Origin of the sequence: Cystobacter fuscus, from assembly GCF_044360685.1 — a bacterium.
Classification (GTDB): Bacteria; Myxococcota; Myxococcia; order Myxococcales; family Myxococcaceae; genus Cystobacter; species Cystobacter fuscus_C.
Map to the genome: position 1 here is coordinate 8490172 of NZ_CP043491.1, position 14216 is coordinate 8504387.

The window sequence follows — 14216 nt, forward strand, 5'->3', positions numbered from 1 at the left end:
AGCTGTGGTCACCGAAGCCCCCGCCTCCCTCGTGGACGCGGGGGCTTTGTTCTTTCGGGAGGAGAGTCCGCCATGGCCGTGAAGAAGAAGAGCCCGCGCCGCGAGGAGTCCGCGCCTCCCCTTCCCTTCCCCGAGGCGGTGCGCCGGGCGGTGCGCGCCATTCCCCGGGGCGAGGTGCGCTCGTACGCGCAGGTGGCGCTCTACGCGGGGCGGCCGGGGGCGGCGCGGGGCGTGGGCCGGGAGTTGAAGACGCTCGAGAACGTGCCCTGGTGGCGGGTGCTGCGCTCGAACGGGACACTCGCGCCCGCTGTGGCGGTGGAGCAGGCCCGGAGGCTCGAGGCCGAGGGGGTGCGGCTGGAGGGAGAGGGCACCCGCTGGCGAGTGAAACGCTGAGGAGCTTTCCCGGCGCGGCGCGCTATTGTAGCGTTTGACGTCGCGAGGTTCGAGGGCCCTTAGCTCAGCGGTTAGAGCTGTCGGCTCATAACCGATTGGTCCCTGGTTCGAATCCAGGAGGGCCCACCCCTTTCCTCCGTGAGTTCGCCCGCTTGGCGGCAGCGAATTTCCCCAGCCCCGCCGTGGGTGCCCGAAGCAGCGCCACCCAGGCACCAGGTGACCCCTCCGTCCCCGTGTCGAGCGCGACCGCCGCCCGAGGCGACCTCGGCGAATCACCTCGACGTGGCAGGCAATCCGCAACACCTCCAGACTCGTCAAGGCAGCCTCCGCCGCCCGCCCAGCAAGGGACCCGTCAACCGTCGGACGCGGCATGCGCATCCTTTCGGGGACGTACCGCTCAACCCAAGAAGGAAGAAGGAGTGACAGCAATGGCATCGTCCATTCCCGACAAGATGAAGGCCGCGGCGCTCGACACCTTCGGCGGCCCGGAGGTGCTGGGTATCAAGTCCTTGTCCGTGCCTGCCTGTGGCGACGACGAAATCCTCATCCGCGTCGCGGTGGCGGGGATCGGAGTCTGGGACCACCTGGAGCGCGAAGGCGAAATGAAGGACATGGTCCCCGGCGGGCCCCGCTTCCCGTACGTGCCCGGCACCGACGGAGCGGGGGAAGTCATCGCCGTGGGCAAGAACGTGAAGGACCGCAAGGTCGGCGACACCGTCTACGGCACCGCGTTCATGAGTCCCAAGGGAGGCTTCTACGCGGAGTACGTCGCGGTGAAGGCGGAGCATGCGGCGAAGGTGCCCAAGGGGCTGACGGTGGAAGAGGCCGCCGCGCTCGGGGGGGACGGTGTCACGGCCATCCAGGGCCTGGAGGACCATCTCCAGCTCAAGTCCGGGCAGAAGCTGCTGCTCTTCGGAGCCAGTGGAGGCCTGGGGCACCTCGCGCTGCAACTGGCCCGGAGGATGGGGGCGAAGGTGCTGGCGGTCGCCTCCGGCGAGGACGGCGTGGAGTTGGTCAGGAGGCTGGGCGCCGACGCGGTGGTGGACGGCAAACAGGGAGACCTGGAGAAGGCCTGCCGCGACTTCGCGCCAGAAGGCTTCGACGCCGCGCTGGTGCTGGCGAGGGGTGACGCCGCCGAGCCCCTGCTCCGCCACGTCCGCAAGGGAGGGCGCATCGCGTACCCGAACGGCGTGGAGCCCGCGCCGAAAGGGCCCGAAGGGGTTCAGACGAAGGCCTACGACGGCATCCCCAACCCCAAGTCCCTCGAACGCATCAACGAGCTGATCGAAGCCGGCCCCTTCCATATGGAGATTGGCCGCGTCTACGCGCTGGAGGAGGCGGCGAAGGCGCAGCAGGAGGTGCTCAAGCATCACCTGGGCAAGTTCGTGATGCGAATCAACTGACGCTCCCCGGAAGGCGTCCCCCAAGCAGGGGCGAAGCCGGAGCCAGAGGAGGCAGGTAGCTTTGATGTTCGGCCGATGGAGCGAATGAGGGATGCTCCATCGGTCGTTGACGGGCGTGCGCGAGCCCCACTCACTCCGTCGAACCAAGCCTCATGAGGACTTCGGCCACTCCATCCGGGTGATGCGGGTTCTCGTTGAGCATGGTGTGGAAGCCACACTTCTCGAGGACGCGGATCGACGCGAGGTTGTGGAGAGCGACCCACGCATGAAGCGGCCGGGTGGGCTCGAGCACGAGAAACTCAGAGAGGGCCCGCGTGGCGATGCCTTTGCCCCAATGCTCGCGACCCATCCAATAGCCGACGAGGCGCCTGGCATCCTGTTCCCAACTGCCGATGTACCCAACGACCACGCGGCCCATGACGACGGTGCGGGTGACGTTTTCAGGGCGGAGAACCCTTGTGCGCCAGTGGGTCATGAACGCCTCGCGCTCCCGCGATGGAAATGTGGCCATGCGCAGCGCTTCTGGGTCGCGCTGGTGTTCGAAGAAGATGGGAAGGTCCTCATCTGTGACGTCGCGGAGGATCATTCTGGTCAGCTTAGGGCTGGAGGGAACGAGACTCGGGTGGAGGATTGCGCACGGGCATGTAGCACTTGCCCTGGTACTCGGCGGAGCTCCGGGGACAGGGAGCACGTTGTTCGAGAGTGACCCAGCAACCGCCGTTGATCTCCACCAAAGTGCCCTCGAGGCAGGGTGGCTTTTACTGTCCCTTGATGGGAGTGGACGGCAGGGGGTAGCCAGTACCGGGAGAGGTGACCGCCGACACGTCGATCCAAATCACGGGCTCGCCAGACTCGGTCTGTACAGTCACTGAATCCAGCGCCGCGACTGTGGGCAAATGAGACTGGAGCCAGAGCAGCAACAGCCCCATGCCGAACACCATGCCTCCAAAGACGGCGAACCCCATGGAGAGCGCGCGACGGCGCGGCTGCGGGCGAAATGCGACGTGAGGCGCACGGGAGAGAAAGGTGGCGGTGTCCTCGCGATCCTCGACGCAGGCCATGGCACCCGACAGGCGCATGTGCAGCAGCGTCAACTCGTGAAGCGCTCGGGTGGTAGCTCCTGGCGTGCGCTCCACCTCCACCGCGAGAAACGGAGGGGAGACCTCGCTCAGGGAGCGTACGGACCAGGAAGCACGGGGCGCCCAAGGCGTGGCGGGGTTGGGCACCAGCACGAGGGCGGGAGCACCCGTCTCGAGATGATGCGCCTCGTAGATGTCGCCCAGGGCCGGATCCGAGTCCGGGTGGCGCCTGCCGAGGAGGTACGGTCCCAGTCTGCTACCTTCTCGTGGGGTAGTGTCGCTCACGCCTTCCTCTCCTTTCGAGATGAGTCGGAGAGCTTACCTCAGAAGTCAAGCGGTTCGCAGGGGATTCGCTTGCTCTCGTTCGTGGAGACCGCCAAGTTGTCGTTCCATGAGCAACGCCTCCTGGTCGTTCGCCGATTTTGTTCGATGGCTGCGCACGAAGAGCGAGGCGCTCAGGGGGTCGGGCGCGACCGTTGACCTCGATGTTCACGAGAGCCCCAGAGCCTCAGCCCGATTGAGAGTAGAGCGTGGAAAGCGCCTGGGGGAGTTGACCGTATGGGACGATGGAGCCACCCACATGGCGGTCATCGATCTCCAATCGGGTGACTTCGTTTTTGAACGAGATGGCGTGTCTCTCGCTCAAACCCCACCTCCGAGCTGGCTGAATGAGTTCTTCGAGCAACTGGAGGCAGGGGCTTAGGGCCTCTTTCAACTACCGGCGCTCGTTGTCGAGGTGCTTCATCTGGGCCGGGTCGTAACGTTCACCGGAGATCTTCACCATCGACTCGAGCGCCGCGAGGTCGTCCTTCGACAGCGGCCGCGCCAGGGCACCGAGCACGTCCTCGAGCTACGCGCGGGTCTTCGCCCCCACCACGGGAACCAACGCCGGCTGCCGCGCGAGCACCCAGGCGAGAGTGCCAAGAGCGCCTGGCCCCTGCCGCGCCCCTCCCGGCAAGGCGGCGGCTGGGCTGGCGTGTGTCTGCTAGAGCTCAATCGCTTCTGCGCCCGCCCGGCGTGCGGCTCATGGGCTACCCGTCCGCCTCCCTCTCCTCCCCCCCTCTGCTCCCGCCCGCGACCCCCAATAGGGCTCCTGTCCTTCTTATGCTCCGGTGGTGGTGCTGGGCGACGAGCTCGTCCAGGACGCCCACCTGGAGACAGCCGCAGTGGAAGCAGACCACGGCATGCTCGACCGGATTTTTCAGCCTGCTAGAAACAGCTATTGCCCGGGTAGGGCGGGCTGAAGCCGTCGTACATGCTCTCGACGATGTAATACTTCACGGCACCGTAAAAGCTCGCATCGCCGTAGCAGGTCTTGATATTCGCGTAGTAATAGGGGCTGGCATTGCGATACGGCGCGCCGTCGAGATAGACGGTGAACCCGGTGCTGAACGTGCCCACAGCACCGCTCACCGTCGTATAACCATCGAAGATGGAGTTACATGTAGCATTGATGCCGCTGCCATCGGCACAGTTGAAGTATTGCTTGACGAACGCCGGACCGAAACCGGACCTCTGGTAGATCTTGTGTCCATTGACATAAATCTGGGTCAGCGCGCCGCTGGTGCTCTGCGTCGCCCAGTAGCTCGCCAGCTCGGCAGTGCTGGAAAACGGACCGTCCTGCTGCTGAGCCAGAGCCGGAGTTGCAACGGCAACAGAAAGCACCAATCCCGATAGAAACTGCTTCATGAGCTCTCTCCTCAAATCGTTACACAAACGGGCCTGGGTTTCCCCGAGGGGGATATGATAGAGGAAAGAGGTCTAACAGATTCAAACGGCCTTGTACATAATCCTGCTTATTGCGTATAGGCGAGATAGAAGCCATGTTGAGGGTGAGGGCAGGAGAGGAGGGGCGTATTGACAGCGGCTGCGCCAGGTTCAGCACCACGCCTGCTGGGGTGGTCCCCGGGCCGGGGCCCGCTTCAGAGCCTGCGTGGGAAGTCCCAGGTATTAGAACTCATCCCTCCATCTGTACAGCGTAAACCATCCACATTTGGCGCACTTGATCTCGCTGCATTCGTTGACGCCGTCCAATCCTGCAGACTCGTCCATGAAGATCTTGACGTTGCCTTCAACGTTGCCGCAGCCGTCGCGTGCGCAGGGCGACTGAGTAGGCTCGCCCGCGCTCACCCAGCGGCTGCCGTACTCGTGTGTCTGGTCGACGCGATTCGGACCCATGGACGCGTAATTTGCTGGCGCCCTCTGCGGCTTCTCCGACGCACTCGCCGATCCACAGTGGTAATAGCTCTTCGGGGCATGTGCCACGCCGCACGCATGGCACATAGAGATCTCGGCAGCGTTGCTCTGTGACATGAGGAAGACGCAGGATCCAAGCTGTGTAGAGGGCAGAAACGTCGAAGGGCGCCCTGGGCGAGGTGGCGACCGGTGCGATCCACCGTTCCCATTGCAGCCCCCAGCGAGTTCGCTCACCCATGACGCGTCAGCCCCTCGCGGACAACCGGTACGACGATCACGCGAGCGACGCCGAGGGCCTCATCCGCGGCTTGGAGGTCCGCGGCGGCGTGCGACATCACAATCCGAGCGCGGCGGCCCGCTTCTTCAGCGCGGCGGCCCGGCCCGAGTCCTGGGGGACTCCCAGACCCCGCTCGTAGAGCTCGCCGAGGACACTGCAACCCTGCGCACTCCCTGCCTCGCAGGCCTTCGCCAACAACGCGAGGGCGCGGTCACCGTCCTGGGCGACTCCGCGGCCCCTCACATAGCTCGTGGCGAGGTTGAAGCACCCATGGCCATCCCCTCCCGCGCAGGCCTGCTCGAACAGCGCGGCGGCGCGCCGCTCGTCCCGGGGGACCCTGCGGCCCACGTCGTAGAACATGCCAAGGCTGGTGCAGCCCTGGGCCCATCCGCCCTCGCAGGCCTTTTCGAACAGCGCGAAGGCGCGGCCCTCGTCCTGGGCAACTCCGTTGCCCTTGTCGCAGTGCAGGCCGAAGTTGAAACAACCCTGGGCCACCCCTCCCTCACAGGATTTCTCGAACAGCGCGGCGGCGCGGTGCACATCCTCGGGGACTCCGTTGCCCTGATCATAGCTCACGCCGAGGTTGTAGCAGCCCAGGGCATTGTTGCCCTCGCAGGCCTTCTCATACAGGGCGGCGGCGCGGCGCTCGTCCCGGGGGACTCCGCTGCCCTCCAGGTAGAATCGGCCAAGGTTGACGCAGCCCAGGGCATTGTTGCCCTCGCAGGCCTTCTCATACAGGGCGGCGGCGCGGCGCTCGTCCTGGGGCACTCCGGTGCCCTCGCCGTAAAGCGCGCCAAGGTTGTTGCAACCATCGGTCACCCCGCTCGAGCAGGCCTGCTCGAACAGCGCGGCGGCGCGGCCTGCGTCCCGGGGGGCCCCGCTGCCTCGTAGGTAGGACACGCCGAGGTCGTAGCAGCCCCTGGCCCACCCTCCCTCGCAAGACTTCTCGAACAGCGCGGCGGCGCGGCCCTCGTCCTGGGCGACTCCGCTGCCATTCACGTAGCGCAGGCCGAGGGCTTCGCACGTCCGCGCATTGCCACCCGTGCACTCCTCCGTGAGCCGCTCCACCGACAAACTCGAAGTTTCCCGGGCTGACGGGACCTCCTGCCTCCCCGTGGCACAGGCACCCAGCAACCCGATGATGACGCACAGCCCCACGCTCCGGCGTGCGGCGCTTCCGCGAAATCCAGACAAGTCAGTCCCCCCTTGGAATGGGTAGTCCCCTGAGCATACTCGAAGAGGGAGCCGCATCTCGACTCCCGCGCGCAGGTGGCTCTCAAAAACCCAGCGCGGCGGCCCGGCGCACAGCCCTGGCGGCCCTCCTCGTTGAGCGAGGCGATCACAGCACCCGCATCACCGGCCCGAGCAGCTCGAGCGCAGTCCTTGGCCGTTGGGGCATGCCTCCATGCACCGGGCCTTGAAGGAGTTGCGCGAGCAGTACCGAGCCTTCATCGCGGCGTTCCGAGAGGCGGCGGCTCGGTGGCGGCGGGGAGACTTCTGGGTGAGCTTCCCTCCCTACTCCTTCCCGCGAAGACCTTGAGGGCGTCGAGGTCACGGCTCATTGTCTCCATCTACCAGACAGTGTGTCGGGAATCCCGTGGTTCACAAGAACCCGCGTGAATCGTTACCTTCTCGAAACGGAACCAAATGAAACATTTCATGGGGAGCGCGGGCTTCATTGAACGGCGCCCCCATCATGAACGACATGCAGGAGATGCGCGCGGAAGGGAAAGACGCTCGACCGCGAGAAGCAACAAGAGAGACGTCATACCGAGTACCCCCTTCGGGAAACGCATGCGTGCTCGACACGAAATGGAGAGAAGGCAGCCATGGCTGACGATGAGAACACGACGGCTCCCCTGACAGTCACGCGTCGGACCGCGCTGGGCGCCAGCGCGACGCTGCTGACGCTGTCGCTGGCTTGCGAGCAACCTCTGTCGCCGCAGGCCCCCGTGCCTCCGCCTCCGGAGGTTGGCAACCCGCTCGACCTGCGAACGACGGTGAACGGCCATGCGGTGGAGGTCGCGATCGACACGCGCACATCGCTGCTCGACCTGGTGCGCGAACGGATGGGGCTGACCGGCGCCAAGAAGGGCTGCGACCACGGCCAGTGCGGCGCCTGCACCGTCCACGTCGACGGTCGTCGCGTCGCGTCGTGCCTGACGCTCGCGGCCAAGGTCGAGGGTCGCGAGGTGACGACGATCGAGGGGCTGGCCAACGGCGAGCAGTTGCACCCGATGCAGCAGGCGTTCATCGACCACGACGCGTTGCAGTGCGGCTATTGCACCCCGGGCCAGATCATGGCCGCGGTCGCCTGCGTGCGCGAGGGCAACGCCACGTCGCGCGAGCGCATCCGCGAGTCCATGAGCGGCAACATCTGCCGCTGCGGCGCCTACGTCGGCATCGTCGCGGCCATCGAGGACGCCGCGTCCAAGATGGGGAGGGGCTGATGCAACCGTTCACCTATACCCGGCCGACGTCGGCCGCCGAGGCGGTGGCCGCGCACAGCCGCGCTGGCGCGGACGCGCGCTACATCGCGGGTGGCACGTCGCTGTACGACATGATGAAGCTCGACATCGACCGGCCGCGCCACCTGATCGATGTGACCTCGATCCGCGGGCTCGACCGGATCGACACCAGCGGCGACCAGCTTCGGTTCGAGGCGCTGGCACCGATGAGCGCGGTGGCGGCCAATCCCACGCTGCAGAGCGACTATCCCCTGCTCGCCGAATCGCTGTGGAAGGCCGCCTCGCAGCAGTTGCGCAACATGGCGACGGTGGGGGGCAACCTCCTCCAACGCACGCGCTGCCTGTATTTCCGCAACGGCACCGGCAACCCGTCCGCGGTCGGCACCTTCCCCTGCAACAAGCGCGAGCCTGGCTCCGGCTGCGCGGCGATCGGTGGGATCGACCGCGGCCAGGCGGTGCTCGGCACCAGCGACGCGTGCACCGCGGTCAGCCCGGGCGACTGGCCCGTGGCGCTGGTGGCGATGGACGCCTCCCTCGAGCTGCTCGGTCCGACCGGCTCGCGCACGCTGCCAGTGGCCGACCTCTACCGCCTGCCCGGCACGACCCCGCATCTGGAGTTCACGCTCCAGCCGGGCGAGATGATCATCGCGATCGTCGTGCCCAAGACCCGCGCTGGACGCGCGTCGACCTATCACAAGATCCGCGACCGCGAGAGCTACGCCTTCGCGCTCGCCTCCGCCGCGGTCGCGCTCGAGATGGATGGCGACCGGGTGGGCCGCGCGCGGATCGCCCTGGGCGGGGTGGCGACCAGACCCTGGCGCGCCACCGCCGCCGAGCAGTCGCTGGTCGGCCAGCCACTCACCCCCGAGACCGCGCTCGCCGCGGGCCGCGTGGCGCTCTCCGGCGCGACGCCGGGCCACTACAACCGCTTCAAGATCGAACTCGGCGCGCGCACCGTCGCCGACGCGCTGCTGATCGCCGCTGGGAGGAATGCCTGATGACCACCGTCCCCTTCCCTGACCGCGCCCGCGTCGACGCGCGCGAAAAGGTCATGGGCCGTACCACCTATGCCGCCGATGTGCCCCTGCCGGGCCTGCTCTACGCGATGACCGTGCCAGCGCGGATCGCCAAGGGCCAGCTCACCGCGCTGTCGCTCGAGGCGGCGGAGCGCGTACCCGGCGTGGTGCGCATCCTGACCGCCGACGACTTCCCACCCCCGCCCCAGGGGGGCGGGGGGCTGCCCCTGCCGCCGACCCTCATCCGCGAGATCGCCTATCGTGGCCAGCCCGTGGCGCTGGTCGTCGCCAAGACGCTGGAGGCCGCGATCGAGGGCGCCGAGGCGGTGCGCGCGACCTATGCCGACCAGACCTTCAGCCCGCTGATCGACAGCACCGGCGCGGCGCACGAGCCGTTCGCGGGTGTGGAGGCCGGCAACGCCCGGCTCGCCATGGAGACCGCCCCGACATCGCACGCCGACACCTACGTGAGCCCGGCGCAGCACCACAACCCGATCGAGATGCTCTCCACCACCGCGCAATGGTCGGATGGCAGGCTCACCGTGTGGGAAGGGACACAGTCCTCGGGCCCGGTGAAGACCGTACTCGCGCTCATGCTTCGGCTGGACCGCTCACTGATCGAAGTGAAGAGTCCCTCGGTCGGCGGCAGCTTCGGGCAGAAGGGCGCGTTTCAGCGCCAGACCACGCTCGTCGCGCACGCCGCGATGCTGCTCGGGCGCCCGGTGAAGCTGGTCATGCCGCGCGCGCAGATCTTCCACAACGCGTGCTTCCGGCCGAAAAGCCGCCATCACGTCAAGCTTGGCGCGGACGCGGGCAAGATGGTCGCGGTCCAGTACGACGCCGACCACCAGCAGTCGCGCACGGGCGACTTCCCCCCCCTGTACCACGAGGCGACGGTGCAGATGTACGGCATCGCCCACTATCTCGGCACCGCCAGCAACATCCGCATCGACACGCAGGCTCCGGGCTACATGCGCACGCCGTTCCCTCAGCCCTCCCACTTCGCGTTCGAGAGCGCGGTCGACGAACTCGCCTACAAGCTCGGCAAGGACCCGGTCGCGTTCCGTCTGCGGCATGACGCGACGACCGACCCGCTCAATGGCAAGCCGCTGTCGTCGCGGTTCCTGAACGACTGCATCCGCGAGGGGGCGCGACGCTTCGGCTGGGAGCGGCGGACCGCAGCGCCGGGGTCGATGACGTTGCCCGACGGAACACAGGTCGGCTGGGGAATCGGCTGCGGTGCCTATAAGTCCATGACGACGCCTTCGCTGGTGACCTTGCGCGTCTACGCCGACGGCAGGACGCGCTACGCCGCCTCGGGCCACGAAATGGGTCAGGGGATGCGCACCGCGATCGCCGCGGTGCTGCTGCGCGAGCTCGACCTGGATCCCAACCGGCTGGAGATCTTGATTGGCGACACCACTGCCGCGCCGCAGCACCCCACCGCCGGCTCGTCGGGCACGGCGAGCGCCGTCCCCGCCGCCGCCACCGCCGCGGCGAAGATGCGCGAGGCGGCGGACGCACTGTTCGCGGGTCGCGCGCTCTCCGGCAACCTGCACCAGCGGCTCCTCAAGGTGCGTCGCCCGTACCTGGAGATCGAGGCGTCGCAAGTCGGGCCCGGGCAGGATCCCAACGTGCTGGAAGTGCTCAGGCAGGGCGGCTTCGGGGTGTGGGGACCGCAATATCCGTCGTTCACGGCGTTCAGCTACATCGCCCACTTCGTCGAGGTCCACGTCGAGCCGCGCACGCGGCGGGTGCGTGTGCCGCGGGTCGTCAGCGTCGCCGACTGTGGGCGGGTCGTGAGCCCGAGGACCGCGACGAGCCAGGTGCTGGGCGGCGTCGTCTGGGCGATTGGCGCGACGCTGCGCGAGGAGACCGAGGTCGACCCGCGCTTTGGCGGCTGGCTGAACTGCGACCTCGCCGACTACGTCGTACCGGTGAACGCCGACGTGGGCGACATCGACGTCACCTTCATCGACAAGCCCGACCCGCTGACCAATACGACTGGCGTCAAGGGGCTGGGCGAGGTGGCGATGGCCGGTGCGTCCGGTGCGATCGCCAACGCCATCTACCACGCGACCGGCAAGCGCGTGCGCAAGATGCCGATCCGGATCGAGGACCTGCTGTAGGCCCCCCAGGCGCCTCCCGCCCAGAAAAGGCCAGAAAAGGTGGCACGGCGAGTTCGGCGGCCAAGGTGTCTGCCGCCGGGCTCATCGAAGCGGCCTACGTCGACATCAGGGCACGACTCCGAAAGTGAGCGATCCATCGTCACGGGCGTGCTGATTCGACGTGCTGCCGCACGTACTGCGTCGGCGGCAACCCGACGTAGCGGGTGAACGCAACGCTGAACGTGCTCGCGGAGCTGTAGCCGACTTGCTCCGCGACCTCGGCGACAGTGATTTCCTTCCGCCGCAGGATGTCCCTCGCCAGGGCCATGCGCCAGCCGAGCAGATACTCCATCGGGGCAACGCCCACCGCGCGGTTGAAGCGCTCGAAGAACACCGAACGAGAGAGCGCCGCCTCTTTCGCCAACTGCGCGACCGTCCACGCGTGGGCCGGGCGCTCGTGCATTCGTCGTATCGCGGCCGAGAGGCGCTCGTCGGCGAGGCCGCGCAGGAGACCCGGCGACGCCGCGGTCCCTGCCGTGGAGCGAAGGGCTTCGATGAGAAGAACCTCGAGGAGGCGAGCCAGGATGACATCACGGGCGGGCCGCCGTTCGAGGGACTCCTCTCTCACGAGCTGCACGAGGGTGGAGAGCCGTCGCTCCCCTCGAACATGCACGAGCCGTGGGAGGAGCGAGACCAGCAAGCCAGCATCCGGGGAACCGAAGACACAGTAGCCCACCAGCATTCGAACGTCGGGCGGGCCGCTGGGATTGCCGTGCCTGACCTCACCATCGGGCAATACGACGTGCGCGGTATCGCTCTTGCCCTTCGGCGGATCGAGGCTCGACACCGTGAAGTTGAACGCCGAGGGAATCAGAACAAAGTCACCCTTCTCGAGGATCACCGGTTCGTGTCCGTCGACCGCGAGGCGGCTCGCGCCCTCAAGGATCGCGCAGTAGAAGGGCCCCCCGGCTTCCACGCGGCGAACGCTCCACCGACCTGCACCGCCGACGAGCTTCGAGAACGGAGCGCCCGGCTGGAGCAGCGTGACTACCTCGGCAAGCGGATCGATCAAGGCCGGACTCCTGCAAATGAAAAGCGGACTTCCTATTGTAGTACGTCCTGCCGCTGACTCCTATCTTCTGGGTGCTGAAGACCCCCCTCTACGAAGGAGTGACACATGATCTTGGTTACCGGAGGTTCAGGTTTCATCGGCTCACACACCGTTCGTGCGCTGCACGAGATGGGCGAGAAGTGCATCCTCTTCCAGCGCCGAACCGGGGAACTCCCGGCTCAACTCGCCGATCTGCCCGTGGCGGTGGCACAGGGGGACGTCACCGATCTGGCGTCGCTGCTCGACGTCGGCACTCACCACGAAGTCACCGGCATCGTGCATCTCGCGGGCTCCATGCCCTGGCCTCCGGCGTCCGAGCCGCCCGTCGACGCTACCCGTAAGGCGCTCGGCGGCCTGCTGAACATCGTGCAGGCCGCCCAGAACTGGGGCGTCAAGCGCGTGGGCGTCGCAAGTACGATCGGCGTCTACTCCGGTGTCGCGAGCGAAGGCGCTCTCCGTGAAGACATGCCGCTGCCGATGTCGGCTCCACACCTGATCCCAACGTTCAAGAAGATCGGCGAACTGCTCAACGAACACCTGTCTGGCGCCACCGGCATCGAGCTCATCAACTACCGGATCTCTGGCACCTGGGGCCCAGGCGGTCACGACGATCCGTTCTTCCCCGCGCCCGCGCTCATCCACGCGGCGGTCCGTGGCACGAAGCCGGATCTGTCCCGGCTCGTCGTTCCCGCCTACGCGGGAAACGCGCTGGACCTCTGCTACGTCAAGGACACCGGCCGCGCCATCGCGCTCCTTCAACTCGCAGAGCGTCTGAACTACCGCACGTACAACGTCGCGTCCGGCCGTGCGACGACGAATGCCGAGGTCGTCGCCGCGATCAAGACTGTCGTTCCCGACGCCCAGCTCGAGCTCCCCACCGGCAGGCCGCCCCCTCACAACTACCTCGACATCAGCCGCCTTCAGCAAGACACCGGCTACCAACCCGCCTATGGCACCCAGCGCGCGGCCGAGGACTACATCGCGTGGCTGCGCGCGGGCAACGCACGTTGAGCAAGGTGGGCCTGCCCCGGTTTTGTGGCTCTCCCGCAGTTTGTGTGCATCCCCCGGGCATTCGGCCAACCGTACGAGAGAATCTTGCCTGCTCGTAGCGGGTGGAGCACATAAAGTGCGGGAGAGCCACGTAACCGGGGCAAGCCCATAGCGCTCCTGTCCTTCCTATGCTCTCAAGGACCATCTCTCCCAATCGGGCAGCGAGAGCTTCGCGGCCCAGTCCATGAAGCTCCTCTGATTGTCATGTCCTCGCACGGCCTCCACACCGCGGTATTGACGGCTTCATGCGCGGTCCAGTAGTCACCGCCGCCCACCACACAAGGGGGCATTCATGAAGCGTACGATTCTGGTGTGCGTCACGGCCGTTGCGATCTCTGGCTCCGCTGCCTGGGCTCAGGACAAGGAGCAGAAGCCCGCGGCTCAGAAGCCCGCCGCCACGGCCGAGCAGGCGCCCGCGATGGACCTGAAGGCGATGGGCGCGGGGGCTCGCAAGCCCACCAACGAGAAACAGACGAAGAAGGAGGTCATGGAGTTCTTCAAGCAGCAGGAGGAGCTCGAGAAGAAGGGTGACTTCGAGGCGTCGCTCGCGACGTACGACTTTCCCATCTACATGGTCACCGATGACCTGAAGGGTGTGCCCGAGAGCGGGGAGTACACTCGCGAGGCGTATGTCGCGATGATGAAGCCCATGTTCGAGAACATGCCGAAGGACATGAAGGTGACCCACAAGCACACCCTCAGCGTCCTCTCGGACTCGCTGGTGAGTGTCATCGACGACTTCACGATGACCCAGGGCAAGCAGAAGGTCACCGGCCGCAACACCTCCCTGCTCGTGAAGCGGGACGGCAAGTGGAAGTGGAAGACGATGGTCGAGGCCGGCTGGGGCGGAACGCCTCCCGAGGGCGCCAGCGGCGGTGCGCAGATGCCTCCCGAGGGCAAGAACTAGGAGCACTCGGAGGGTGAGGGCCCGCTCGGCGGCATGGGGCCCTCGCCCTCGGATGGCTCAGCCCTGCTCGCCGTGCTTGCCCAGCGCACAGCCCTCATGGCACCCGTCCGCAGCCCTCCTCTCCCCCCTCGGCTCCTGCCCTCTCCCTCCTCATCGCCCCCATTCCGCCTATACGCTCGTGGACGGTCTCTCCCACCTCGACTTCGAG

14 protein-coding genes and 1 tRNA gene are annotated in these 14216 nt (G+C 66.9%); 9 read left to right on the forward strand and 6 right to left on the reverse strand.

The genetic code is table 11. The annotated features are described in order from the left end of the window. The first annotated feature begins 72 nt into the window (after nucleotides 1-72). From F0U63_RS34740 to F0U63_RS34750, 3 genes are all read left to right on the forward strand, one after another. Nucleotides 73-393, forward strand: a complete 321-nt coding sequence (locus tag F0U63_RS34740) for an MGMT family protein (protein WP_395836746.1) — start codon at nucleotides 73-75, stop codon at nucleotides 391-393. A 53-nt stretch (nucleotides 394-446) separates the two neighbouring features. Next, a tRNA-Ile gene (locus F0U63_RS34745) sits at nucleotides 447-519 on the forward strand. A 302-nt stretch (nucleotides 520-821) separates the two neighbouring features. After that, nucleotides 822-1796, forward strand: a complete 975-nt coding sequence (locus tag F0U63_RS34750; protein WP_395836748.1) for an NADP-dependent oxidoreductase — start codon at nucleotides 822-824, stop codon at nucleotides 1794-1796. A gap of 130 nt (nucleotides 1797-1926) precedes the next feature. On the opposite strand, the gene F0U63_RS34755 is transcribed toward F0U63_RS34750, so the two are convergent. Both F0U63_RS34755 and F0U63_RS34760 read right to left on the reverse strand, forming a co-directional pair. Next, nucleotides 1927-2382, reverse strand: a complete 456-nt coding sequence (locus F0U63_RS34755; protein ID WP_395836750.1) for a GNAT family N-acetyltransferase — start codon at nucleotides 2380-2382, stop codon at nucleotides 1927-1929. Between the two features lie 172 nt (nucleotides 2383-2554). After that, the gene (locus tag F0U63_RS34760) at nucleotides 2555-3160 is read right to left on the reverse strand and encodes a protein kinase (protein ID WP_395836752.1); all 606 of its coding nucleotides are present in this window, start codon (nucleotides 3158-3160) and stop codon (nucleotides 2555-2557) included. Nucleotides 3161-3266: 106 nt separating this feature from the next. On the opposite strand from F0U63_RS34760, the gene F0U63_RS34765 reads away from it, so the two are divergent. Continuing rightward, nucleotides 3267-3578, forward strand: coding sequence for a hypothetical protein (locus F0U63_RS34765; protein ID WP_395836754.1), 312 nt, complete (start codon nucleotides 3267-3269; stop codon nucleotides 3576-3578). Nucleotides 3579-3590: 12 nt separating this feature from the next. On the opposite strand, the gene F0U63_RS34770 is transcribed toward F0U63_RS34765, so the two are convergent. The 3 genes from F0U63_RS34770 to F0U63_RS34780 form a co-directional block, all read right to left on the reverse strand. Continuing rightward, complete coding sequence (locus F0U63_RS34770; protein WP_395836756.1) at nucleotides 3591-3716, reverse strand: hypothetical protein; 126 nt, start codon at nucleotides 3714-3716, stop codon at nucleotides 3591-3593. A gap of 368 nt (nucleotides 3717-4084) precedes the next feature. Beyond that, nucleotides 4085-4564 (reverse strand): hypothetical protein, encoded by a 480-nt coding sequence (locus tag F0U63_RS34775; protein WP_395836758.1) that lies wholly within the window; start codon nucleotides 4562-4564, stop codon nucleotides 4085-4087. Nucleotides 4565-5405: 841 nt separating this feature from the next. Further along, nucleotides 5406-6416, reverse strand: coding sequence for a tetratricopeptide repeat protein (locus F0U63_RS34780; RefSeq protein ID WP_395836760.1), 1011 nt, complete (start codon nucleotides 6414-6416; stop codon nucleotides 5406-5408). Between the two features lie 761 nt (nucleotides 6417-7177). Between F0U63_RS34780 and F0U63_RS34785 the strand changes: the two genes are divergently transcribed. Genes F0U63_RS34785 through F0U63_RS34795 form a run of 3 tightly spaced genes read left to right on the forward strand, consistent with a single transcriptional unit; the run spans nucleotide 7178 to nucleotide 10961 of the window. Further along, nucleotides 7178-7798, forward strand: a complete 621-nt coding sequence (locus F0U63_RS34785) for a (2Fe-2S)-binding protein (protein ID WP_395836762.1) — start codon at nucleotides 7178-7180, stop codon at nucleotides 7796-7798. Beyond that, nucleotides 7798-8814, forward strand: a complete 1017-nt coding sequence (locus F0U63_RS34790; protein ID WP_395836764.1) for an FAD binding domain-containing protein — start codon at nucleotides 7798-7800, stop codon at nucleotides 8812-8814. The genes F0U63_RS34785 and F0U63_RS34790 overlap by 1 nt, the downstream gene beginning before the upstream one ends. Beyond that, nucleotides 8814-10961: a xanthine dehydrogenase family protein molybdopterin-binding subunit gene (locus F0U63_RS34795; RefSeq protein WP_395836766.1), complete on the forward strand. Its 2148-nt coding sequence runs from the start codon at nucleotides 8814-8816 to the stop codon at nucleotides 10959-10961. Before F0U63_RS34790 ends, F0U63_RS34795 begins: the two co-directional genes overlap by 1 nt. A gap of 139 nt (nucleotides 10962-11100) precedes the next feature. On the opposite strand, the gene F0U63_RS34800 is transcribed toward F0U63_RS34795, so the two are convergent. Next, a complete protein-coding gene (locus tag F0U63_RS34800) occupies nucleotides 11101-12012 on the reverse strand; it encodes an AraC family transcriptional regulator (RefSeq protein WP_395836768.1) in 912 nt (303 codons plus the stop codon). 105 nt (nucleotides 12013-12117) lie between these two features. Here F0U63_RS34800 and F0U63_RS34805 point away from each other — a divergent pair, with 105 nt between their 5' ends. Both F0U63_RS34805 and F0U63_RS34810 read left to right on the forward strand, forming a co-directional pair. Continuing rightward, on the forward strand, nucleotides 12118-13062 hold the full coding sequence (locus F0U63_RS34805; protein WP_395836770.1) for an NAD-dependent epimerase/dehydratase family protein: 945 nt from the start codon (nucleotides 12118-12120) through the stop codon (nucleotides 13060-13062). 331 nt (nucleotides 13063-13393) lie between these two features. Continuing rightward, nucleotides 13394-14008 (forward strand): hypothetical protein, encoded by a 615-nt coding sequence (locus F0U63_RS34810; RefSeq protein WP_395836772.1) that lies wholly within the window; start codon nucleotides 13394-13396, stop codon nucleotides 14006-14008. Nucleotides 14009-14216: the final 208 nt, after the last annotated feature.